At 70.0% G+C, this 21,352-nt stretch carries 18 protein-coding genes, 1 tRNA gene and 1 other RNA gene; 9 read left to right on the top strand and 11 right to left on the bottom strand.

The window, feature by feature from the left end; translation table 11 throughout:
• A partial coding sequence (locus ABF401_RS16170) for a substrate-binding domain-containing protein (protein ID WP_353510600.1) occupies nt 1–445 on the top strand: 445 nt, incomplete at its 5' end.
• A gap of 44 nt (nt 446–489) precedes the next feature.
• Here ABF401_RS16170 and ffs read toward each other — a convergent pair.
• Both ffs and ABF401_RS16160 read right to left on the bottom strand, forming a co-directional pair.
• Nucleotides 490–586, bottom strand: an RNA gene (gene ffs / locus ABF401_RS16165) — signal recognition particle sRNA small type.
• Between the two features lie 24 nt (nt 587–610).
• Complete coding sequence (locus ABF401_RS16160) at nt 611–1,921, bottom strand: MFS transporter (RefSeq protein ID WP_353510599.1); 1,311 nt, start codon at nt 1,919–1,921, stop codon at nt 611–613.
• A 78-nt stretch (nt 1,922–1,999) separates the two neighbouring features.
• Here ABF401_RS16160 and ABF401_RS16155 point away from each other — a divergent pair.
• A tRNA-Ser gene (locus tag ABF401_RS16155) sits at nt 2,000–2,087 on the top strand.
• 51 nt (nt 2,088–2,138) lie between these two features.
• The gene (gene argF, locus ABF401_RS16150; protein WP_353510598.1) at nt 2,139–3,152 is read left to right on the top strand and encodes an ornithine carbamoyltransferase; all 1,014 of its coding nucleotides are present in this window, start codon (nt 2,139–2,141) and stop codon (nt 3,150–3,152) included.
• Between the two features lie 354 nt (nt 3,153–3,506).
• On the opposite strand, the gene ABF401_RS16145 is transcribed toward argF, so the two are convergent.
• Entirely contained in the window at nt 3,507–4,043 is a 537-nt protein-coding gene (locus tag ABF401_RS16145) for a LytR C-terminal domain-containing protein (RefSeq protein WP_353510597.1), read from the bottom strand.
• A gap of 55 nt (nt 4,044–4,098) precedes the next feature.
• On the bottom strand, nt 4,099–4,395 hold the full coding sequence (locus ABF401_RS16140) for a type II toxin-antitoxin system VapB family antitoxin (RefSeq protein WP_331926649.1): 297 nt from the start codon (nt 4,393–4,395) through the stop codon (nt 4,099–4,101).
• A gap of 41 nt (nt 4,396–4,436) precedes the next feature.
• Between ABF401_RS16140 and ABF401_RS16135 the strand changes: the two genes are divergently transcribed.
• Both ABF401_RS16135 and ABF401_RS16130 read left to right on the top strand, forming a co-directional pair.
• Nucleotides 4,437–5,984 carry a helicase HerA-like domain-containing protein gene (locus ABF401_RS16135; protein WP_353510596.1) on the top strand — a complete coding sequence of 516 codons (1,548 nt, stop codon included), beginning with the start codon at nt 4,437–4,439 and terminating at the stop codon, nt 5,982–5,984.
• 6 nt (nt 5,985–5,990) lie between these two features.
• Nucleotides 5,991–6,842: a CoA transferase gene (locus ABF401_RS16130; RefSeq protein ID WP_353510595.1), complete on the top strand. Its 852-nt coding sequence runs from the start codon at nt 5,991–5,993 to the stop codon at nt 6,840–6,842.
• A 170-nt stretch (nt 6,843–7,012) separates the two neighbouring features.
• Here ABF401_RS16130 and ABF401_RS16125 read toward each other — a convergent pair whose 3' ends face one another.
• From ABF401_RS16125 to ABF401_RS16095, 7 genes are all read right to left on the bottom strand, one after another.
• On the bottom strand, nt 7,013–7,381 hold the full coding sequence (locus ABF401_RS16125) for a DUF5655 domain-containing protein (RefSeq protein WP_353510594.1): 369 nt from the start codon (nt 7,379–7,381) through the stop codon (nt 7,013–7,015).
• An 18-nt stretch (nt 7,382–7,399) separates the two neighbouring features.
• Nucleotides 7,400–9,862: a GcvT family protein gene (locus ABF401_RS16120; protein ID WP_353510593.1), complete on the bottom strand. Its 2,463-nt coding sequence runs from the start codon at nt 9,860–9,862 to the stop codon at nt 7,400–7,402.
• A complete protein-coding gene (locus ABF401_RS16115) occupies nt 9,859–10,470 on the bottom strand; it encodes a GNAT family N-acetyltransferase (protein ID WP_353510592.1) in 612 nt (203 codons plus the stop codon). Before ABF401_RS16115 ends, ABF401_RS16120 begins: the two co-directional genes overlap by 4 nt.
• Nucleotides 10,471–10,513: 43 nt before the next feature.
• Complete coding sequence (locus ABF401_RS16110) at nt 10,514–11,284, bottom strand: class I SAM-dependent methyltransferase (RefSeq protein ID WP_353510591.1); 771 nt, start codon at nt 11,282–11,284, stop codon at nt 10,514–10,516.
• A 35-nt stretch (nt 11,285–11,319) separates the two neighbouring features.
• Nucleotides 11,320–12,699 carry a hypothetical protein gene (locus ABF401_RS16105; protein ID WP_353510590.1) on the bottom strand — a complete coding sequence of 460 codons (1,380 nt, stop codon included), beginning with the start codon at nt 12,697–12,699 and terminating at the stop codon, nt 11,320–11,322.
• A 74-nt stretch (nt 12,700–12,773) separates the two neighbouring features.
• Nucleotides 12,774–13,817 (bottom strand): uroporphyrinogen decarboxylase family protein, encoded by a 1,044-nt coding sequence (locus ABF401_RS16100; RefSeq protein ID WP_353510589.1) that lies wholly within the window; start codon nt 13,815–13,817, stop codon nt 12,774–12,776.
• Between the two features lie 54 nt (nt 13,818–13,871).
• On the bottom strand, nt 13,872–15,770 hold the full coding sequence (locus ABF401_RS16095; protein ID WP_353510588.1) for a potassium transporter Kup: 1,899 nt from the start codon (nt 15,768–15,770) through the stop codon (nt 13,872–13,874).
• 293 nt (nt 15,771–16,063) lie between these two features.
• Between ABF401_RS16095 and ABF401_RS16090 the strand changes: the two genes are divergently transcribed.
• From ABF401_RS16090 to ABF401_RS16075, 4 genes are all read left to right on the top strand, one after another.
• Nucleotides 16,064–18,610: a DUF4118 domain-containing protein gene (locus tag ABF401_RS16090; RefSeq protein ID WP_353510587.1), complete on the top strand. Its 2,547-nt coding sequence runs from the start codon at nt 16,064–16,066 to the stop codon at nt 18,608–18,610.
• The gene (locus tag ABF401_RS16085; protein ID WP_353510586.1) at nt 18,607–19,284 is read left to right on the top strand and encodes a response regulator transcription factor; all 678 of its coding nucleotides are present in this window, start codon (nt 18,607–18,609) and stop codon (nt 19,282–19,284) included. Before ABF401_RS16090 ends, ABF401_RS16085 begins: the two co-directional genes overlap by 4 nt.
• A gap of 130 nt (nt 19,285–19,414) precedes the next feature.
• Entirely contained in the window at nt 19,415–20,155 is a 741-nt protein-coding gene (locus ABF401_RS16080) for a DUF4118 domain-containing protein (protein ID WP_353510585.1), read from the top strand.
• Between the two features lie 26 nt (nt 20,156–20,181).
• Complete coding sequence (locus tag ABF401_RS16075) at nt 20,182–20,991, top strand: SDR family NAD(P)-dependent oxidoreductase (protein ID WP_353510584.1); 810 nt, start codon at nt 20,182–20,184, stop codon at nt 20,989–20,991.
• The last annotated feature ends 361 nt before the right edge of the window (nt 20,992–21,352 follow it).

Below are 21,352 nucleotides of genomic sequence, written 5' to 3'. Positions count from 1 at the left end.
CGACCTGACGGGTGACACGTACCTGTCGTCACGCGGCCGTCTCGACGGCTTCCGCGACGTCTTCGGGGCCCGAGCCGAGGCAGTCCAGACCGGGGACGGCTCGTCCGTCGAAGGTGGCATCACGGCCGGGCGGGCGCTGCTGGACCGTCCGGCGGGAGAGCGCCCCACCGCCGTCGTCGCGCAGTCTGACGTGATCGCCGCGGGTGTCGTCATCGCTGCGGAAGAGCTCGGGCTGCGGGTGCCGGACGACCTGTCGGTGACCGGGTTCGACGGCGTCGACCTGCCCTGGCTCCCCCATCAGCTGACGACGATCGACCAGCACGGGCAGGACAAGGGCCGGATCCTCGGCACCCTGGTGCGCCGCACCCTCGCGGGCCAGCGGCCGCGTGGCGTCACCCAACCCGCCCACCTGCGGGAGGGCACGACGACCGCTCCACCGCGCTGAGCGGCATACGGCATGGGGTGCGGCGCCCGGCTGGGACGGCACGGGACGAGGACACCCCGCGTACCTGGAAGAGCTCTCCTACCCTTGCTGCATTCCTGCCCTGGGGGAGTTCGGGGAGGTACCACCACGCGGGGTGCCGACGGTCAGTGTATGCCGCCCGGCTCCTCAACCCGAAACGGGGGCTCCGTCGGGGGCTGCGTCGACGTCGACGGGACGGACACCGTTGACGTGCGGGGGAAGCCGGCGCTCCACGGCGAGAGCGATGACCGCGAGGAGCGCACAGCCGCCGACGAGGAAGGCGATGTAGGCACTCCCCAGCCCACGGCCGATGAGGAAGCTCGCGACCACCGGGCCGATGACGAAGGCGACCGAGAACATCAGTGAGCTGAGGGCGTTGTATCGCCCACGGAGGTGGTCCGGCGCCAGGTCGTTGACCATCGCGGCGCTCGTCGGCTGCAGCATCGTCTCGCCGAGCCCGAAGATGCCGGCACACGCGGCCAGCAGGATGGTGGCGACCACCGTCCCCGGGACCAGTGACGTCGCCCCGAGCAGGGCCCATGCGATGGCCCACGTGCCTGCCATGACGACCGTGACTCGCGTCCGGCGCCTGCCCTCGATGCGCTGGAGGACGAACAGCTGCAGGACGACGATGACGAGCGTGTTGGCGGCGAACGCGTAGCCGAGCCCCTCCGTGGAGATTCTGCCCTCCGCCCTCGCATAGGCGGGCAGGCCGGCGTTGAGCTGCGGATAGCTCACCAGGGCCGCGACCGCGACGAGGGCGAGCAGGGCCCGCAGCTCCGGGTCTCGCAGGAGCGCACGGTAGGACACCCGCGAGGCGGCAGACTCGTGAGGGCGCTCGACCCGGTCGCGGGCATGGCGGAGGGGGCCGAGGAGGATGACGAGTCCGGGGAGGTAGCTGACCGCGTCGAGCAGGTAGACGGCGACGAAGGTCCCGGGCCTGTCGACGTCCACGAACCGCGCCCCGATGATGCCCCCGATGCCGATGCCGAGGTTGAGCAGCGTGAAGTTGACGCCGAAGTAGCGCTGGCGCTGCTCGCTCGGGATCAGGTTGCCGATGAGTGCGTTCGACGCCGGCCAGACGACGCCGAAGCCGTAGCCGAGGAGGGTCAGCGCCAGGGCGGCCTGGCCCGCGGTCGTCGCGCGGGCCAGCAGCACGTCGGCGATGACGAGCGCGATGAGGCTGCTGGCATAGACGCGCCGGGGACCGACTCGGTCGATGAGCGCCCCGACGGGCGTGACGATGGCGATGCCCACGCCGGCCTGGAGGGCGAGCAGCAGCCCCACGGTCTCGAGGGCGATGCCGCGGACCTCGTTGAGGTAGACGACCATGAACGGCAGGACGAGGCCAGTGCCGATCGACTGGAAGACGACCGTCGAGATGAGCAGCTTGCCGTCACGCGGCAGGTCGGGCCAGAACGACGACAGCCGCGGTTTCGTCGGCGCAGAAGCGGTCACCCGACAAGTCTCCCGGCGCGCACCGACAGCGGTCGCGCGATTTTTCCCGCGGGGTCGGGCTCCGGTACCCTGCCCGACGGAGGATTCGCATAGTGGCCTAGTGCGCACGATTGGAAATCGTGTTGGGATAAAACCCTCGGGGGTTCAAATCCCCCATCCTCCGCCAACCGAGAGGACCCCGCGACGCCGGGGTCCTCTCGTCTGACAGCATCGGTGCATGACCCTCGCTGCGCTCGTGGACCGGAACGTGCTCAAGGAGACCGACCTCTCCCCCGACGAGCTCCGCGCCCTGCTCGACCTTGCCGCCGAGCTCAAGGCGGCCAAGCGGGAGGGCCGCGAGGAGCGACACCTGGCCGGCAAGAACATCGCGCTGCTGTTCGAGAAGACCTCGACCCGGACCCGGTGCGCCTTCGAGGTGGCGGCGGCGGACCAGGGCGCCTCCACCACCTACCTCGACCCGGCCGGCTCGCAGATGGGGCACAAGGAGTCGATCAAGGACACCGCGCGCGTGCTCGGCCGCTACTACGACGGCATCGAGTACCGCGGGGCCGGACACGACGTCATCGAGACCCTCGCGGCCTGGGCCGGCGTGCCGGTCTGGAACGGCCTCACCGACGACTGGCACCCCACCCAGGCCCTGTGCGACGCCCTGACGATGCGAGAACACGCCAAGCCCGGAAGCGAGCTGACCGAGATCGCCTTCGCGTACGTCGGGGACGCGCGCTTCAACATGGGCAACTCGCTGCTCATGACAGGCGCGATGCTGGGGATGGATGTGCGCATCGTCGCGCCCCGTTCGCTGTGGCCCTCCGATTCCGTTGTCGCACAAGCCAAGAGGTATGCCGCTGACTCCGGTTCCCGGGTGACGCTGACCGAGGACGTGGCTGAGGGGGTCAAGGGCGTGGACTTCGTCCACACCGACGTCTGGGTGTCCATGGGTGAGCCGAAGGAGGTCTGGGCCGGCCGGATCGAGCTGCTCTCGCCGTACCAGGTCAACGTCGAGCTGCTCCGGCTCACCGGCAACCCGGACGTGAAGTTCATGCACTGCCTGCCCGCCTTCCACGACCTCGAGACGCAGGTCGGGCGGGACGTGCACGAGCAGTTCGGCCTGAAGGAGCTCGAGGTGACCGACGACGTCTTCGAGTCGCAGGCCTCGATCGTCTTCGACCAGGCCGAGAACCGGTTGCACACGATCAAGGCCCTCATCGTCGCCACGCTCGTCCAGCTCTGAGTCGCACCGCGCCCGGGGGCTGACTCCCCAGTCGAGTGTGCAGTTCGAGTCGCCGCAGTCTGCGCCGGGCCGGCTCCCAGTCGAGTGGGCACTTCGCGCCGGTCAGCTGCTGCGCACTCGACCGAACCCTGGGACAAGTGACGGGACGGCTTTCCGTCGCGTGCGCGCGAGCGCCGGAACCCGGGCGTCTGTTCCCGTCACTTTTCCCGCCTCGCATGCCGCCGGGTGGCCTCCCCGGGTCGAGTGGGCACTTCACGCCGCCTCGCGACCGGCGCGGACTGCACACTCGACGAGGGGGAGGCGGCGCGGACTGCACACTCGACGGAATGGCAGGGACGGAGTGGGGCGTGCTGGTCAGCCCTCGACGGTGATGGTCGGGCAGGGCGGCAGCGTGGGGGCCGGGGTCGTCGGCGTCGGAACCGGCCCGAACCCCTTCCACGTCGTGCCCAGGGCAAGGTCGATCTTGTCCCCCTTGCGCTTGTCCTGGATCAGCTTCGCGCCCTTGATGTGCTGGGCGAGCAGCTTGGCCGACTCCTCCCCCGCTGGACCGTAGCGGATGTGCGCAACGTCCTTGATCGTCTTGTCCTGGGGGTCGTTGCCGACGGAGGCGATCTTGAAGCCACGTTGCGCGGCAACCTTGGAGGTCGACAACGCGAGGCCCCGGCGACTGGTCGCGTTGAAGACGTTGATCGACACGTCGGCCGGCTTGAGCGGCGGCGCCGCGACGACGGTCGTGCACGGGCCCGGTTGCGGCGTCGTCTCGCGGAAGTAGGACGAGGCGTAGTAGAAGGCGCCGGTGAGGACGAGGATGACCACGGTGATCGTCACCGTCCCCCGACGTCGTCGACGCGCGTGGAACTCTAGAGCTTCGTCCTCGTCGACCAGGCTCATGGGTCTCCTCTACCCGACGTTGGGCGCCCCCTGCCCAGTCAGGAGAGAGCCCGTGTCAGGAGAGTACGAGGACGCGGGCGTGCAGAACAGGCCTTTGCTGGAGAGCGGCCCGAAGGGCTCGGTGCAGGCCGTCCTCGAGATAGAGCTGGCCCTCCCACTCGACGCAGTGCGGGAAGAGGTCGCCGAAGAAGGTCGAGTCGTCGGCGAGCAGGCCTCTCAGGTCGAGCGTGCTCTTCGTCGTGATGAGCTCGCCGAGCTGGACGACGCGAGGCGGGACGTTGGACCAGTCCTTTGCCGAGACGAGCCCGTGGTCGGGATAGGGGCGGGTGTCGCCAACGGCCTTGAAAATCACCCGCACACTATAGGCCGGGTGCCGTCGCTAGAGTGCCTCACGTGACCGACGCACCTGCTGGCGCGACCCAGCTCGACGAGATCCGCTCCGGATACGCCTTCGAGGGTGGTGTCCTCAAGCTCGGTGCCGCGGTGATCGACGGCGAGGCGCATCCCGACGCTCCCGTTCAGGTACCCCTCAACGTGCTCAACCGGCACGGCCTGGTGGCGGGGGCCACGGGCACCGGCAAGACGAAGACACTGCAGCTGCTGGCCGAGCAGCTCTCCGACCAGGGCGTGCCGGTCTTCCTGGCCGACATCAAGGGTGACCTGTCCGGGATCGCCAGCCCCGGTGAGGGCGGGGAGAAGATCACCGAGCGGGCGACGTCGGTCGGCATGCCGTGGGAGGCCCGCGGCTACCCGACGGAGTTCTACTCCCTCGGGGGCATGGGCAGCGGCATCCCCGTGCGGGCGACGATCACCTCGTTCGGGCCGGTGCTCCTGTCGAAGGTGCTCGGCCTGAACGCCACCCAGGAGAGCAGCCTCGGCCTGATCTTCCACTACGCCGACCAGAACGGCCTGGCCCTGCTCGACCTCAAGGACCTCCGCGCCGTCATCTCCCACCTCACCTCCGACGAGGGCAAGGCGGACCTCAAGACCCTCGGAGGCCTGTCCTCGGCGACGGCCGGGGTCATCCTGCGCAACCTCATCACCTTCGCGGACCAGGGGGCCGACGCCTTCTTCGGCGAGCCGGAGTTCGACACGAACGACCTGCTGCGCACCACCGCCGACGGCAAGGGAATCATCTCGTGCCTCGAGCTGCCCCAGGTGCAGGACCGGCCGAAGCTGTTCTCGACCTTCCTCATGTGGCTGCTCGCCGACCTGTTCCAGGACCTGCCCGAGGAGGGCGACCTCGACAAGCCGAAGCTCGTCTTCTTCTTCGACGAGGCGCACCTGCTCTTCGATGACGCGAGCAAGCCCTTCCTCGACGCCATCGAGCAGACCGTCCGGCTGATCCGCTCGAAGGGCGTCGGCGTCTTCTTCGTCACCCAGTCGCCCAAGGACGTGCCCCCCGATGTGCTCGCCCAGCTCGGCAACCGCGTCCAGCACGCCCTGCGCGCCTTCACGCCAGACGACGCGAAGGCGCTCAAGCAGGCCATCGCGACGTACCCGCACACCCAGTACGACATGGAGAAGCTGCTGACCTCCCTCGGCATCGGCGAGGCCGTCGTCACCGTGTTGTCCGAGAAGGGCGTCCCGACACCTGTGGCGTGGACCCGGATGAAGGCACCGAACTCGCTCATGGACCCGTCGCCGCAGGCAACCGTCGACCGGATCATCTCCGGCTCGCCGCTGGCCGGGAAGTACGCCGACGTCGCCGACCGGGAGTCCGCCTATGAGCTGCTCGCCAAGCGCCTCCAGGCCGCCCCCACTCCCCAGCAGGCGCCGGCCCCGGAGCCGAAGCAGGGCCGCGAGCCCAAGCAGGACGAGGGACTCGTCGAGCAGGTCGTCTCGTCGGGCGCCTTCCGCTCGCTGCTCCGCTCGGCAGGCACGGTCATCGGCCGCGAGATCACCCGCAGCATCTTCGGCACGTCCCGTCGGCGACGCTGAGGCGCGATGAGCAGCGCGGCGCTTCCCCTCGAGAACATCTCGGTCGTCAGCATCGCGACGAACGTCCCGGGTCCGGTGGCCGCGGCCCGCCTGACCGGGCTCGGCGCGACGGTGACCAAGGTCGAGCCGCCCTCCGGCGACCTCATCGCCCGGGCGGCCCCCGACTACTACGCGGAGCTCACGGTGGGGCAGGAGGTCGTCACCCTCGACCTCAAGACCGACGAGGGCAGCGTCGCGATGGAGGCCCTGCTGTCCGTCGCGGACCTGTTCGTCACGTCGCACCGCCCTTCGGCCCTCGCCCGCCTCGGGCTGGGCTGGGACGCCGTTCATGAGCGGCACCCGCGCCTGTGCCAGGTGGCGATCGTGGGTGACCCGGGGCCGGGCGCCGAGGTGCCCGGCCACGACCTCACGTACCAGGCGGTCAACGGCCTCATCTTCACCGACGACGGCACGCCGCGGATGCCGTCCACCCTCATCGCCGACCTGGCCGGCGCCGAGCGCGCCGCGACGGCCGCCGTGGCCGCCCTGTTCGCCCGGGAGCGCTCCGGCGAGGGCAGCTACAACGAGGTCGCGCTGGCGGTCGCGGCAGAGTCGATGGCCGATCCGCTGCGGCACGGACTCACCGCCACCGGTGGGCTCCTCGGCGGCGCCCTGCCGGGCTATGCGATCTATGCCACCAGGGACGGGTACGTCGCCTGCGCCGCGTTGGAGCCGCACTTCCTCGCCCGGCTCGAGGACCTGCTCGAGGCGAGCGACCGGGACGCCCTGGCCGCCGCCTTCAGCACGAGGACCGCCGCCGAGTGGGCCGAGTGGGCCCGCGAGCACGACCTTCCCCTCGAGGCCCTCGCCCACGCCTGACGGCGGGTTGCCCCCGGACTGAGCTCAGCGGCATACGGAACATGCCGTATGCCGCTCACCGCGCGCCCGCTCCCACCCCCGCAACACGCCCGGGTCCTCGAAACGCACCACTGTTGCTTCAGGGGTGCGTTCGATGGTGCCGGGCGTGTTGCGGTTGCCGGGGCTGGGACTCACCTCGCTCGCTCGGCCGCCTCGCGCAACCAGCCGACGACCTCGTCGTCGAGGTCGGCGAGGTGTCGAACCTCGAGGTGATGGATCCAGTGCTTGGGTGAGGGGTGCGCGACCTCCTTCCAGCGGAGGGAGTCGTCGTGGCGCCCGAGCGCGATGGACAGGACGACCTCGGCCTCTGGATGGGCCAGGTACTGTCCCGGCAGCCAGAGGTAGGCGAAGGCGCGACGCAACCGGAGCGCGACCTGGCTCTTGGACACCCGCACCTCGACCGGAGCGAACTCGCCAACGATGTCGAGCACCCTGTTGTGGACCGTGAGGGGGAAGGGGTGCCCGGCGAAGAAGTCCTCGGCCGTCGGACCGGAGTTCATGGTGACAGTGCGCTGAGGTCAGACCCGGACCCGGGCGCTGGTGGGGTCGTACATGGGCCTCAGGGACACCTCGGCCGGGTAGCGGGTGCCGGCGACCTCGATCTCCCAGCGCCCGCTCGTCAGCCAGTCCGGCGTCACCGGCACGCCGCCACCGTCGACCATGGCCAGCCCGACCGCGGAGCCGAGGGTCCAGCCGTAGGACCCGGCCCGGACGTATCCGACCGGCCGACCGTCTCGGAGCACGATCTCGGCGTGGTACAGCAACGGCTCAGGATCGAGCACCCGCACCTGGACGATGCGGCGAGCCATGCCGCCCGCCGCGGCGTTCGCGGCTCTTCGGGCCAGGAGTGGCTCACGACCCATGAACGGCGTCGGCTTGTCGAGCGCCACCGCGAAGCCGAGCCCGGCCTCGAGGGGGCAGTCCGTGTTGTCGATGTCATGGCCGAAGTCGCGGTACGCCTTCTCCATGCGCAGGGACGCCAGCGCCTTGAGGCCCACCGGGCGCAGGCCGTGGCCGGCACCGGCGCCTTGGACGGCGTCATAGACCTGGAGCGCGTCCACCGCGGGCACGTAGAGCTCGTAACCGAGCTCGCCGACATAGGTGATCCGGGTCAGGAGCAACCGCACCCCGGCGAGCTCGACCCACCCGGCGCTGCGGAAGCCGAACGTGTCCGTCTGCAGGTCCGTGTCGGTGAGCCGGGCGAGGACGTCTCGGGAGGCCGGACCCTGCACGTTGAGCTGTGCGTAGTCGGCCGTCACGTCGGTGACTGACACGTCGGGATCGGCGAACCGGTGCAGGCGGGCGCGCACATGGCCGTGCGCCGTGTCCGAGGCCACGACGAGGAAGTCGTCCTCGTCGAGCTTGGTCACCGTGAGGTCGGCCTCGATCCGCCCGTCACCATTGAGCCACTGCGTGTAGGTGATGATGCCCGGGTCGCCGTTCACGGGACCGGCCGACAGGCGGTCGAGGAGCTGGCCGGCGCCGGGGCCACGCACGTGGAACTTCGCCATGAAGGACATGTCCATCAGCCCCACGGCTTCGCGGACCGCCCGGTGCTCCAGCTCCCACTGCTCGAACCAGGGTGCTCGTCCCCACGTCGGCTCGGCCGTCGGGGTCTGGCCCTGGCCCGCGAACCAGTCGGCGCCCTCCCAACCGGAGACCTCGCGAAGGTGCCCACCCTGCTTGACGAGCCGCTCGTGCACGGGCGAGAGCAGGCGGTCGCGCGCTGTGCGCAGCTGCGTGCCCGGGGTGTGGGCGGCGTAGACCGTGCCCAGGACCTCGGACGTGCGGGTGGCCCGGTAGCTCGGGTCGAGCTGGTCGGAGCGGAAGCGGTCGACGTTGAAGCCGGTGACGTCGACGTCCGGCTCGCCGGTCGTGATCCAGTGGGCCAGGACCCGGCCGAGGCCCCCGGCCGACAGGACGCCGACCGAGTTCATCCCGGCGGCGACGAAGTAGCCTCGGATCCCAGGCGCCTCACCGACGGCCGGGGCCAGGTCCGGCGTGAACGACTCCGGACCGCAGAAGAAGGTCCGGACCCCGGCCTCCAGGGTGACCGGCACCCGCGCCATCGCCTTCTCGAGGAAGGGTGCCATCCGGTCCCAGTCAGGTGGCAGCGTCCCGAACGAGAACTCAGCGGGGACCCCGTCGACTGCCCAGGCCGCGGCCTCCGGCTCGAAGAGGCCGACCATCATGCCGCCGCCCTCCTCACGGTAGTAGCCGAAGGACGACGGGTCCTCGAAGATCGGGGCGTTGGGGTCGAGCCCCTCGATGGTGTCGGTGATGAGGTAGTAGTGCTCGGCGGCCTGGTTGGGGATGACGAGGCCGTTCCGTTCGCCGAGCTCCCTGGCCCACATGCCGGAGCAGTTGACGACGTACTCGCACTCGATGGTCTGGTCGCCCGCGCGCACCCCCGTGACGGTGCCGTTGCTCGTGAGGACGTCGGTCACCCGGACACCCTCGATGACGTGCACGCCGAGCGCACGTGCGCCCTTCGCGAGGGACATCGTCAGGTCGACGGGATTGACCCTGCCGTCGCCGGGCACCAGGAAGCCCGCGAGCAGGTCGTCGGTCCGCGCCCACGGGAACAGGTCGGCGATCTCGGCGGGCGAGATCTCGTGAACCTCGAGTCCGAGGTGGCGTTGGAAGGCAGCGACTCGCCGGTACTCCTCCAGGCGGTCGCGGTCGGCGGCCGCCTCGATCAGGCCCACCGGGCGGAAGCCGGTCGCCAGCCCCGTCTCATCCTCCAGCCGGGCGTAGAGGTCCCGGGAGTAGAGCCTGATCTCGGTGTTGGTCTCCGACGTCGACCCGAAACAGGTCATCAGCCCGGCCGCGTGCCACGTCGTGCCGGACGTGAGCCGGTCCCGCTCCAGCAGGACGACGTCGGTCCAGCCGGCATGGGCCAGGTGGTAGGCCACCGATGAGCCGATGACACCGCCACCGATGACGACGACGCGAGCCCGCGCGGGCAGTTCAACAGTCACCCGGACACGGTAGCCGCCGGCACCGTCAGGCTCATGACGCAGTTGCCCTGGCCCTTGGGTCGTTCGTAGGCGAATCCGAGCCGCTCGTACATGGTGCGGGTGGCGTTGTACAGGAACGACGAGGAGATCTTCTTGTCCGGCGGCAGGTCGTGGGGATAGGACTCCACGTGGCCGCCACCAGCGGCGCCGATCAGCTCGAGCGCTCCCCGCACGGCGATCTCGGCGAGTCCCTTCCGGCGGTAGCGGCGGTCCACGAAGAGGCAGGTGATGCGGTAGTCCGGCATCCGTTCAACGCCCTGTTCCCACTGCTTGCGGTGGTGGATGTTGGGCAGTTCCTCGACAGTTCCGTACTCCGCCCAGGCGATGGCCTCGTCGCCGTCGAAGACCAGTGCCGCGTGCGCGCGACCCTCCCTGACCCTGCGCTCCTTGAAGGCCCGGTTGCCGATCTCCCTGCGATCCGGCGGGTCGGGATAGCGGTGGAACCACGTGCACCAGCACCCGCCGAACACGCCGTTGTGACGTTCGGCCAAGTCGGCGAAGGCCGGCCAGGTCTGCGCGTTGAGCGGCTCTATCCGGTAGCCGCTGATCATGGGGCTCTCCTCGGCCATTTCCCGAGCGTAGGAGACTACCCGGACGATCTACGCCCGGATCTCATCCGTGTCGGACACGTTGCGCACACAACAGATAGGTGCCGCCGGCCACGGTCACGACACCCCCGTGCCGCTCGATCGCCTCCTGCAACGCCGACGTCAAGCGCCCGAGGCGTTCCGGTCCGAGGCGGCGATGATCACCGAAGGTCGCCACGAGGCCGGCCCACTCGGGCGAGGTCATCCGGCGCTGCCAGCGGTAGGTCCGCGGAGCGGCCGTCGTGAACGCGGGGTGCGTGCCGAAGGGGTCCGGGGCGTCGACCGCGTCGCGGGGGTCGCGGCCGATGACGGTGGCCGTGGGCGCCAGCTCGGCATAGATCGCCTCGAACTCGCGACGCAGGCGCGCCGGCACGACGTGGTAGTTCCAGAACCGGGCGATCCGACCTGCGGGCTGGAGCAGCCGGGCGGTCGTGTCCGGGCCCGTCTCAGGGTCGATCCAATGCCATGCGTGCCCACACGTGATCAGGTCGAAGCGCCGTCCGGCGTCGTCCCAGCTCTCGAACTCCCCATGCTCGACATCCACGCCGTACCTGCGGGCAACAGCTGCCATTCTTGGGTCGGGATCGATCCCCAGGGTCTGGACCCCACGCCGACGTAGGTCAACCGCCACCTTGCCGGTCCCGCATCCCACGTCGAGGGCGGTGCGAACGTTCCGGGCCAGCAGGTCATCGAACAGGGCCCCGGGGTAGCCCGGCCGGAACTGGTCATAGGCCTCAGCGTCGAACCCGAAGGACTGAGCCCGGTCGCGGTCACTGTGGAGATGCTCCAGCGGCACCACTCAAGTATGAGCCGCCGGGGCCGGGCGTGACGTCACGTCGCCGGCGCCTGCGCGCCGTCTGTGGAGCCGGTGGCCGGGAGGGTTTCGGTCACGCTTGGAGCCGGTTCGAGGCTCGGCGTGGCCCTCGCCTCATCGGGTCTGGAGCTGAACCACGCGGTGATCCCTGCCAGCACCGCGACGATGACGAGCAGCAGGTTCCAGAAGACAGGAAGATCCGTGGCCAGCAGGACGACGACGGCGACGATCGTGGCCGCAATGGAGACGACGAAGGTGTGCTGCCAGCCCATCGCCCGACCCCATGCCACCTCGCTCGTCTGACGAACCTGTCGGCGCAGCGCGGTCGCACGCGCCCCGTTGCCCGACACGAGCGCAACGACGAGGGCGATGAGGGCGACCCAGGCGACCACGCGCAGGATCGTGCGGAGCCGATCCGTGACGATGGTGACCATTGCTTGCGCGGCTCCGCGCACGTCCTGACGGAGGTTGTCGACGGCAAAGTCCTGGCCGACTCTGGCGGCCGTCAGGGCGATGAGCATCGCGACAACGATGCCCGCCAGCGTGAAGAGTGTCGCTCGCAACCTCCTGCGCGAGAAGAAGATTCCGAGCCCCAGCAGGAGGATCGTCAGGATGAGCAGGAGCACGGGAATGCCCTTGACCAGCCGGTAGGCGTCCTGCGCTCGCTCGATGCGCGTGCCGTCCCCGACGACGACCTGGGCATTGATGTCGGGGATCTTGTCCGCGCCGGGCACGCCCGCGGCGACGAGCTGGGTCCGCAGCGGTCCCGAGATCGCGGAGAGATTGAGGACGAGCTGGCCGCTCTCGTTCTGCTGGAGCGCGGACGTCTCCCCGTTGAGCAGGCGCAGGAGCTGGGTGTGGACGACTCGGTTGGCGTCGGTCCACACGGTCGCGAAGGCCTCGCTCGACACGACCTCCCCGACGACGCGGTGGACGAGGTTTGTCGTCTGCTCCCGGATCGGCGAGGCGATGAGGCTCGCCGCGGCAGCAATCTGGGGCGGCACGCCGCGGGCAATGAGGGCGTCGGTCGCCTCCTGTGCGAGGTTGAGGCTCTGGATGCGGGTCATGACGCGGTCCGTGACCTGGTCGGTGACCGCGGCCTGCACCTGCGGGTCCGAGGCGAGGGGGCCCACAGCGGCGACGTACTTGTCCGTGTCGGTCAGCGTGCCGCGCACCCACCACGACACGGCCGTGACGGGGACGAGGATGACGCCGAGCACGAGCAGGATCGCGGCCGCCGCTGCCCGCCAGGGATTGCCCCCCGGGGGAGCAGCCGAGGCGGTGGGCGCGGGTGGCCCCGCGGTCACCGGCGTCACGCCGCCGGAGCCAACGCCCGGGCCGCTGTCAGCCGTGCGCTCCATGGGCGTGGGGACTGTCGGGTCGCTGTGCTCGGACATGCGTCCAGCGTGTGCGCGTCCTCACGGGAGCGTCGTCACCCTTGTCAGGTGAACTTGGGCACCCGACGCGGCAGTCAGAGCTCGGCGCGCAGGATCGACGCCGCGCCGGCCATGGCGCGCATCTTTCCCTCGGCACTCGCCCTCGGCAGGTACTTCATCCCGCAGTCAGTGGCGATGGTGATCCGGTCCGGTGAGGTGTAGGCGAAGGCTCGGCGCACCCGCTCTGCGACCAGCTCCGCCGACTCGACCTCGTCATCGGAAAGGTCGATGACGCCCAGGATGATGGTCTTGTCACGCAGATCCCGCAGCACGCCGAGATCGAGACCGGACTGGGCGGTCTCGATCGAGATCTGGTCGGCCGGGCAACCGGCCAGCTCAGGCAGGAACGAGTACCCCTCGGGCCGTTCGTGGATGATCGCGGCGTACCCGAAGCAGATGTGGACCGCGGTGGTCCCGGTGACCCCGTCGAGAGCGGCGTTGAGGGCGGCCAGCCCGTACTCGCGGGCTGCCTGGGGCCGTGCCTGCATGTACGGCTCGTCGATCTGGACCACGTCGGCGCCGGCGGCGTGCAGGTCCTTGATCTCGGCGTTCACCGCGGCGGCGTACGCCAGAGCCGCCGACGCGAGGTCCGGGTAGTGGTCGTTCTGCGCCTGCTGCGACATCGTGAACGGGCCGGGAACGGTCATCTTGATGGTGTGGTCGGTGTTGGCCTTGAGGAACTGCACGTCACGGACGCCGACGGGTTGCGGCCGCGAGATCGGACCGGCGATCCGGGGCACCGGGTTGGGGTGCCCGCTCCGATCGAGCGCCGTCCCGGGGTTGTCGATGTCGACGCCGTCAAGGGCGGTGGCGAAATGGTTGCTGTAGGACTCGCGGCGCATCTCGCCATCGGTGATGATGTCCAGACCCGCCCGCTCCTGGGCGCGAATGGCCAGCACCGTGGCGTCGTCCTGCGCCTGCGCGAGGTGGTCGGGACTGACCCGCCAGAGCTCTCGGGCCCGCACCCTCGGTGGGAAGCGGCCCGCGAGCTTGGCACGGTCGATCAGCCAGTCCGGCTGGGCGTAGCTGCCGACCAGGGAGGTCGGCAGAACCGGTAGCGGGGAGGAGGTCGCGGTCACCCTCGTGACTCTAGAGGTGCCGGTGCCACGTGAGGAGGCCTATGGCCCGCGGGCTCAGAAGGTGACCGTGGCCCCCACGGACACCGTGCGCTCCTCCGGCAGGTGGTAGTAGCCGGTCGGAGACGCCGCGTTGTGGGCCAGCACGAGGAAGAGCCGCTTGCGCCACGGACGCATCGTCGGCGCGGGCCCCCGGTTCAGCGAGATCCGCGACAGGAAGTAGTACGCATCATCGGGCTCGACGTCGATGATCTTCTGGTCGCGGGCCAGGGCCAGGGCACGCGGGATGTCCTGCTCCTCCTGGAACCCGAAGCGCAACGTCAGGTGGGTGATCGCGTCGTAGGGATCGCCGAGGTGGTCGAGCTCGACCCGCTCGGCATCGGGGATCGTCGGCACGTTCTCAGAGGAGACGCGGACGATGAGGACCAGCTCGTGGATGACGTGGTTGAAGGTCGCGTTCTCGCGCAGCGCCAGCGGAGTTGAGGTCTTGACGGCGTGCAGGAACACCGCGGTTCCGGGCACCTTGGCGACCGGATCGGTGTGGAGCCAGTCGATGAACGGATCGAGGGGTCCCTCGAGCTCGGTGCGACGGTCGGTGACCAGCAACCGGCCTCGCTGCCAGGTGAGCATCACCGTCGCGACGAGCGTGGCGATGACGAGGGGCAGCCAGCCGCCGTGGACGATCTTGGTGAGGTTCGCGGCGAAGTAGGTGAGCTCGAGCACCCCGAGCGGGAGGGCGAGCGCCAACAGCTTCCGGCGGCCCCAGCCCCAGGCCGCCTCGGCGTAGATGAGGAACAGGGTCGTGGTGATCAGGAAGGTGCCCGTGACGGCGAGGCCGTAGGCGGTGGCGAGGTGCTCCGAGGAACCGAAGAGCAGCAGGAGGGCCAGGACTCCGATGAAGAGCGTCCAGTTGACCACGGGCACGTAGATCTGTCCCCGCTCCAGGCGAGAGGTGTGCCGGACGGTGAGGCGGGGCAGGTAGCCGAGTCGCTCGGCCTGTCGCGACACCGAGAAGGCGCCCGAGATGACGGCCTGTGAGGCGATGATCGTCGCGACGGTCGACAGGATCACGAGCGGGAACCCCATGGCATCCGGCGCCAGGTGGAAGAACGGACTGGCTACGGCCGACGGATCCTCGAGGATGAGGGCACCCTGGCCCAGGTAGTTGAGGGTGAGCGCGGGGAAGACGACGAAGAACCAGGCACGTCGGATCGGGGCCCGGCCGAAGTGGCCCATGTCCGCGTAGAGGGCTTCGGCGCCGGTGATGGACAGCACGACCGCACCCATCGCGACGAAGGCGACCGTGGGGTGCTGTGCGGCGAACAACACCGCGTAGTGCGGCGACAGTCCGCCGAGGATCGAGGGGTCCCTGACGACGTGGACGCCGCCGAGGATGGCCAGCACTGCGAACCAGACGCCCATCACCGGTCCGAAGAAGCGTCCGACGAGTTCGGTGCCGAAGCGTTGCCCGGCGAAGAGGAGGGTGACGATCGCCGCACCGACGGGAAGGACGAGGTGTGCGAGCCCGGGAGTGGTCACCGACAGGCCCTCGATCGCGGACATGACGGAGATCGCTGGGGTGATGACGCTGTCGCCATAGAACAGCGAGGCACCGAGTACCCCGAGCAGCATGACCAGACGGAACCGCTTGCCCCCGGAGCGCACCGCGGTCCGGGCCAGGGCCGCGAGCGCCATCACGCCGCCCTCCCCGTCATTGTCGGCCCGAAGGATGAACATCACGTATTTCACCGAGACGACCAGGGTCACGGACCAGAACACGAGGGAGATGACCCCGAACACGTCACCCGGGGTGGTGGCCACGTGGTTGTGGCCGACCGAGAACACGGTCTGCAGGGCGTACAGCGGTGACGTGCCGATGTCACCGAAGACGACCCCGAGAGCCCCGAGTGCGAGAGCGGTGGCGTTGGCACGCGAACGCCCGGTGGCGTGTTCCACGACGTCCCATTCTTTCACCGACAGCCACCGTGCCCCGTCGCGACGTGGCGTGGCGGCGGCAAATGGGCGTCAAGATCGTGTCAAGGCGCGTCAGCCGCTCGTCAAGCGGTCGCAGCCCGAGTGGCCACCGTCGTAGGAACGTGTCATGGACAGCAACGTCGCGCTCCGCCGAGTTGTGGCAGTGGTATGCCGCTGAGCTCGGTCGTCGTTCTTCCTGCAGACCGTGGGCCTGGCCGTCCAGAACGTCGTCCGAGGAGGTCGCCATCTGGGCGTCGGCCAGCGAGGATCGATACATGAGTCGTGGGTCCTTACGCATCTACCTCGGCTCCGCGCCCGGCGTCGGCAAGACCTTCGCGATGCTCCATGAGGCGCGCCGACGCCGCGCGCGCGGGACCGACGTGGTCGTCGGCATCGTCGAGACGCACGGCCGTGCGCTGACCACAACTCTGCTCGACGGGCTCGAGGTCCTCCCGCGGCTCACCGTCGAGCACCGCGGCTCGCGTCGGGCCGAGCTCGACACGGCGGCCGTCATCGCCAGGCGGCCACAGGTCGTGCTCGTCGACGAGCTGGCCCGCACCAACCTGCCGGGGTCGAGGCACGAGAAGCGCTGGCAGGACGTCGAGGACATCCTCGAGGCCGGCATCGACGTGCTCACGACGGTCAACATCCAGCACCTCGAGTCGCTGGGCGACGTCGTCGAGTCGATCACCGGCGTCCGCCAGCACGAGACCGTTCCGGACGAGGTGGTGCGCCGCGCCGAGCAGGTCGAGCTGGTCGACATGACGCCGGAGGCACTGCGGCGCCGGCTGGCCCACGGCAACGTCTTCGCTGCCGACAAGGTCAACGGCGCGGTCACCAGCTACTTCCGCCTCGGCAACCTCTCGGCGCTGCGTGAGATCGCCCTGCTCTGGCTGGCCGACCGGGTCGACGAGGCACTTGAGCGGTACCGCGCCGAGGAGGGCATTCGCGATCAGTGGCCCACGCGCGAACGGGTGGTCGTCGCCCTCACCGGTGGACCCGAGAGCGAGACGCTGCTCCGGCGCGGTGCCCGCATCACGACGCGAGCTGCAGGGGGCCACCTCTTCGCCTGCCACGTGCGTGTCTCCGAAGGTCGGGGCAGGGTGGACTCCGAGGCCCTGACCGGGATCCGCCGCATCGCCCGCGACGTCGGCGCCGAGTTCCAGGAGGTGTCCGGCAACGACGTCGCCACCGCGATCCTCGACTACGCCCGGGGCGTCAACGCGACCCAGATCGTCGTCGGGGTGAGCCGTCGGAGCCGCTGGCAGCAGCTGCTGCGGCCCAGCATCGCCTCGGACGTTGCCGCCGGGTCGCGAGACATCGATGTCCACCTGGTGTCACACGAGCAGTCGGGGACTGGGCACCGGGACCGGCGCAGTCGTGGCCTGCCCCGCCGGCGGGTGGTCAGCGGCTTCCTCGTCGCGATGGTGTCCCTCGTCGCGCTGACGGCCGGGCTGGTCGTGACCCAGGACAAGCACGCCCTCTCGTTCGACCTCCTCCTCTACCTGGCGCTCACCGTCGGCTGCGCCCTCGTCGGCGGCATCTGGCCGGCGCTCTTCTGCGCCGTGGCGGGGTCGCTCGTCGTCAACTGGTTCTTCACGGAACCACGAGGCACGCTCACGATCAGCGATCCTCCCAACGCCGTGGCCCTCGTCCTGTTCATCCTCGTCGCCACAGCGGTGTCGTGGGTCGTCCACGTCGCAGCCCGTCGCACCGAGCAGGCCGTCGCGGCTCAGCGCGAGTCGGCGGCCCTCGCCGCCCTGAGCCGGGACCTGCTCGCCGAGCCCCGGCCGCTCCCGGCGCTGCTCGACAAGGCATGCCTCGCCCTTGGCCTGCGCCGCGCCGTACTCACCGAGACGGCCGAGGACGGCCAGCGGGTCGTGGTCGCCACCACCGACCCGGCCGTCGCCATCGGATCACCCCTACCCCCCGGCCAGTCGTGGAGTCTCGACGTCCCCGTCGAGGACGGCGTACACCTGCTGTTCGACGGCCCGCCCGTCGCGGCCGGCGACCAACGCGTCGTCAACGCGTACGCCGCGCATGCGGCGATCCTGCACGGACGCGAGCAGCTCCTCCGGACGGCGCAGCAGGCGGCAGGCCTGGCCCGTGACAGCGCTGCCCGGACCACGCTCTTGGCCGCGGTGTCCCATGATCTGCGCACGCCGCTCGCCAGCATCAAGGCGGGCGTCTCCACCCTGCGCCAGCGGGACGTCACCTTGTCCGCGGCCGACGAGGCGGAACTGCTCGAGTCGGTCGAGGGTTCGGCCGACCAGCTCGACGCGCTCATCGGCAACCTGCTCGACCTGTCCCGGATCGAGACCGGCACCGTGCGGGCCCACGCGCACCTCGTCGACCCGTTCGACGCGGTCGTCGGCGCGGTGCGCACCACCAGCGACCCCGCCCGGGTCGAGGTCGAGCTCGGCCCGGACATTCCCAGCGTGACAGCCGACCCGGGACTGCTGGACCGGGTCCTCGCCAACCTCATCGAGAACGCGCTGCGCCATGGTGGCCGGGACGTGCGCATCACGGGCGATGTGGTCGGCGAGGTCGTGCAGCTGCGGGTCATCGACCGCGGCCCGGGAGTCGACAACGCCGACAAGGAGCGGATCTTCGCCGCATTCCAGCGGGTGGGTGACGCGCCACGCGGCGAGGGCCTCGGCCTCGGACTGGCCGTGGCACGCGGCCTGATGACGGTGATGGGTGGCACGCTCGTGCCCGAGGACACGCCCGGCGGCGGCCTGACGATGATCGCCGAGCTGCCGCGCGCCGAGACCGCCGAACCGGGAGCGGTGACGCACGGGGCCGTGGAGGAGGGCGCGTGATCCGCGTTCTCGTCGTCGACGACGATCCGAGGCTCCAGCGCACCCTGACCATTGCGCTGCGTGCTCATGGCAACGACGTCGTCACTGCGAACGACGGACGCACGGCGATCCAGGCGGTCGAGGACGACGCGCCCGACGTGGTCATCCTCGACCTCGGCCTCCCTGACATCGACGGCACCGAAGTGCTTCGCCGCCTCCGGCTGTCCTCCAGGGTGCCCGTCATCGTGCTGTCGGCGCGGCATGACTCTGACGACACGGTCGAGGCGCTCGACCTCGGCGCGGACGACTACGTGACCAAGCCGTTCGGTGTCGAGGAGCTGCTCGCTCGGGTCCGGGCCGCTGCGCGCCGGGGTGTTGACGTCGCGCGGGGCCTGGGCACCCTGTCCACCGCTGACTTCATGCTCGACTTCGCCGAGCGGCGCGCCACCGTCGCTGACGCCGAGATCCGCCTGACCCCCACGGAGTGGCGCCTCCTGGAGGAGCTGTGCCGCGACCCGGGCCACCTCGTCTCCCAGCAGGAGCTGCTCCATACGGTGTGGGGCCCTGCGTACGGCAAGGAGTCCAACTACCTGCGCGTCTACGCCAACCAGTTACGCCGCAAGCTCGAGCCGGACCCGAGCAGCCCCGTCCACATCATCACCGAGCCAGGCCTCGGCTACCGCTTCAATCCCTGAACGGCTCCGAGCGGCTGACGCAGCCACGGCCGTCCTGGTTGGCCACACTCGCATCAGGGTCGCGTCAGGGTTGCGTCATGATCGCGACGATGTCGTCTGTCGCGGGCCGCAGTGTGGTGATCCTTGAGGCATGACGCGGACGTGGCCCGCCGAGCACCCGGGCGCCCTGCGACTGTTCGCCGCGATCCTTCCCGTGGTGCTCGGTGCTGGGCTCTCGCTGGCGCACGACACCATCAGTGCGGCCACGGGAGCGCTTGTCCTCGTCCTCGCCGTCGTGGCTGCCGCTGCCACGGGCGACCGGCTGGCTGGTGGCATTGCCGCGATCTCTGCGGCCGCCTCGTTCGACTTCTTCCTCACCGTGCCGTACCACTCATTGGCGATCAAGAACCGCGACGACGCGGTCCTCAACGTCATCCTGCTGCTCGTCGGACTATCGGTCACGGAGATCGCGCTCTGGGGTCGGCGCCAGCAAACGAGCGCACTCCGGCGGGAGGGATACCTGGATGGCCTGGTCCATCTGCTGGAACTGCCGTCCCAAACGACCACGGACGAGCGGGGACGAGCGATCGCCGCCGCGATCACACATGTCCTCGGCGCCGACCGCACCGAGTGGGTGACCGGCGAGCCGGGGGCGACCGATGCGATCCTCGACCGGGACGCCGATGTGCACGCCGGCAGCACGATCCTGCCGGTCAGCCGAGTCGGCCTGCCCACGGAGTCGTACACCGCGATCGTGCTCCACCATCCCTTTGGGCCTCCCGGGTACTTCCGAGTGACGGCATCGACCCACCTCGTGCGACCCGGCAGGGAGCAGCTGAAGGTGGCCGTGCTGTTGGCGGAACAGATGGTCGGCGTGACGACGCATGACTGACCTCGCGATCGGCGAGAATGAGGACCATGCAGCTCGAAGCGAAGGTGTTCGCCGTGACCGGCGGCGGCAATGGGATCGGCCGGGAAGTGGTGCTCGCGCTGCTCGCGCGGGGTGCCAGCGTCGCAGCCATGGACGTCCGCGACGTGGCGCTCGCCGAGACAGCGCGCCTCGCCGGAGCAAACGCGAAGCGCCTCACCAGCCACGCGGTCGACATCACCGACCGCGCGGCGGTCGAACAGGTGCCGACGGCGGTCATCGCGGCGCACGGCCAGGTCGACGGGCTGCTCAACGTGGCCGGCATCATCCAGCAGTTCGTCCCGTTCGCAGAGCTCGACTACCCCGAGATCGAGCGGGTGCTCGCAGTCAACTTCTGGGGGGTCGTGCACACCACCAAGGCGTTCCTGCCGCACCTGCTGACCCGACCCGAGGCGTGCGTGGTCAACGTCTCGAGCATGGGCGGCTTCCTGCCCGTGCCGGGCCAGACCGTCTACGGGGCGAGCAAGGCCGCGGTCAAGCTGCTCACCGAGGGCCTCTACTCCGAGCTGAAGGACTCGCAAGTGTCCGTGACCGTCGTCTTTCCCGGAGGCGTCGCCACCGACATCACGGGCAACTCCGGCGTGCGAGCCCCGGGGGGCGGCGGTGACACGAGCGCCGCAGCCGCGAAGCTCGCGACCCCGACGGATGCCGCGCAGCAGATCGTGGCAGGCGTCGAACGAGGCTCCTACCGCGTCGTCATCGGCAAGGACGCGCGGATGATGGACCGGCTGAGCCGACTGGCGCCGCAGCGAGCGACCGACCTCATCGCCAGGAAGATGGCCTCCCTCGTCGGGAAGTGAAAAGCCTTCTGCACGTATGCCGCTGAGCGCGCCCCGCGCCCAAGGTGCCGTTCGCGCCGGGCGAGCTGAGCGGCATACGGCACCCTTCTCGTGGGCCGACAGGCGGCCTCCGGATGCGAGCGGCGCAGTCCTGCGTCAGATGCCCCCTCACACGCCCTCTGCGCGGTCGTGCCACGTCGTGTCCGAGTTGACCCGTCTCGACCACTGGAGCGGCGCCCGCCTCCGGCGCTAGCCTGAGTTGAAAGCGCAACTGTCCGCCTGCGGACGACTTGCGGAGCAGCTGTCGGACCTCCGCGATGCCCTCCGTTGGGCTGCACCGGGCACGTCGGCATCGGCCATCCACTTCGACAGTCATCCACTT

Source organism: Intrasporangium sp., from assembly GCF_040414665.1.
Classification (GTDB): domain Bacteria; phylum Actinomycetota; class Actinomycetes; order Actinomycetales; family Dermatophilaceae; genus Intrasporangium.
Note: the sequence above shows the minus strand (reverse complement) of the source record. Positions and strands in the feature narration are given on the sequence as shown.

What these genes read in the sequence shown, in the direction of transcription:
- argF (WP_353510598.1), top strand. Translation starts at nt 2,139, where the DNA reads ATGACCCTCGCTGCGCTCGTGGACCGGAACGTGCTCAAGGAGACCGAC.
- ABF401_RS16145 (WP_353510597.1), bottom strand. Translation starts at nt 4,043, where the DNA reads ATGAGCCTGGTCGACGAGGACGAAGCTCTAGAGTTCCACGCGCGTCGA.
- ABF401_RS16130 (WP_353510595.1), top strand. Translation starts at nt 5,991, where the DNA reads ATGAGCAGCGCGGCGCTTCCCCTCGAGAACATCTCGGTCGTCAGCATC.
- ABF401_RS16125 (WP_353510594.1), bottom strand. Translation starts at nt 7,381, where the DNA reads ATGAACTCCGGTCCGACGGCCGAGGACTTCTTCGCCGGGCACCCCTTC.
- ABF401_RS16115 (WP_353510592.1), bottom strand. Translation starts at nt 10,470, where the DNA reads ATGGCCGAGGAGAGCCCCATGATCAGCGGCTACCGGATAGAGCCGCTC.
- ABF401_RS16105 (WP_353510590.1), bottom strand. Translation starts at nt 12,699, where the DNA reads ATGTCCGAGCACAGCGACCCGACAGTCCCCACGCCCATGGAGCGCACG.
- ABF401_RS16090 (WP_353510587.1), top strand. Translation starts at nt 16,064, where the DNA reads ATGAGTCGTGGGTCCTTACGCATCTACCTCGGCTCCGCGCCCGGCGTC.
- ABF401_RS16080 (WP_353510585.1), top strand. Translation starts at nt 19,415, where the DNA reads ATGACGCGGACGTGGCCCGCCGAGCACCCGGGCGCCCTGCGACTGTTC.
- ABF401_RS16075 (WP_353510584.1), top strand. Translation starts at nt 20,182, where the DNA reads ATGCAGCTCGAAGCGAAGGTGTTCGCCGTGACCGGCGGCGGCAATGGG.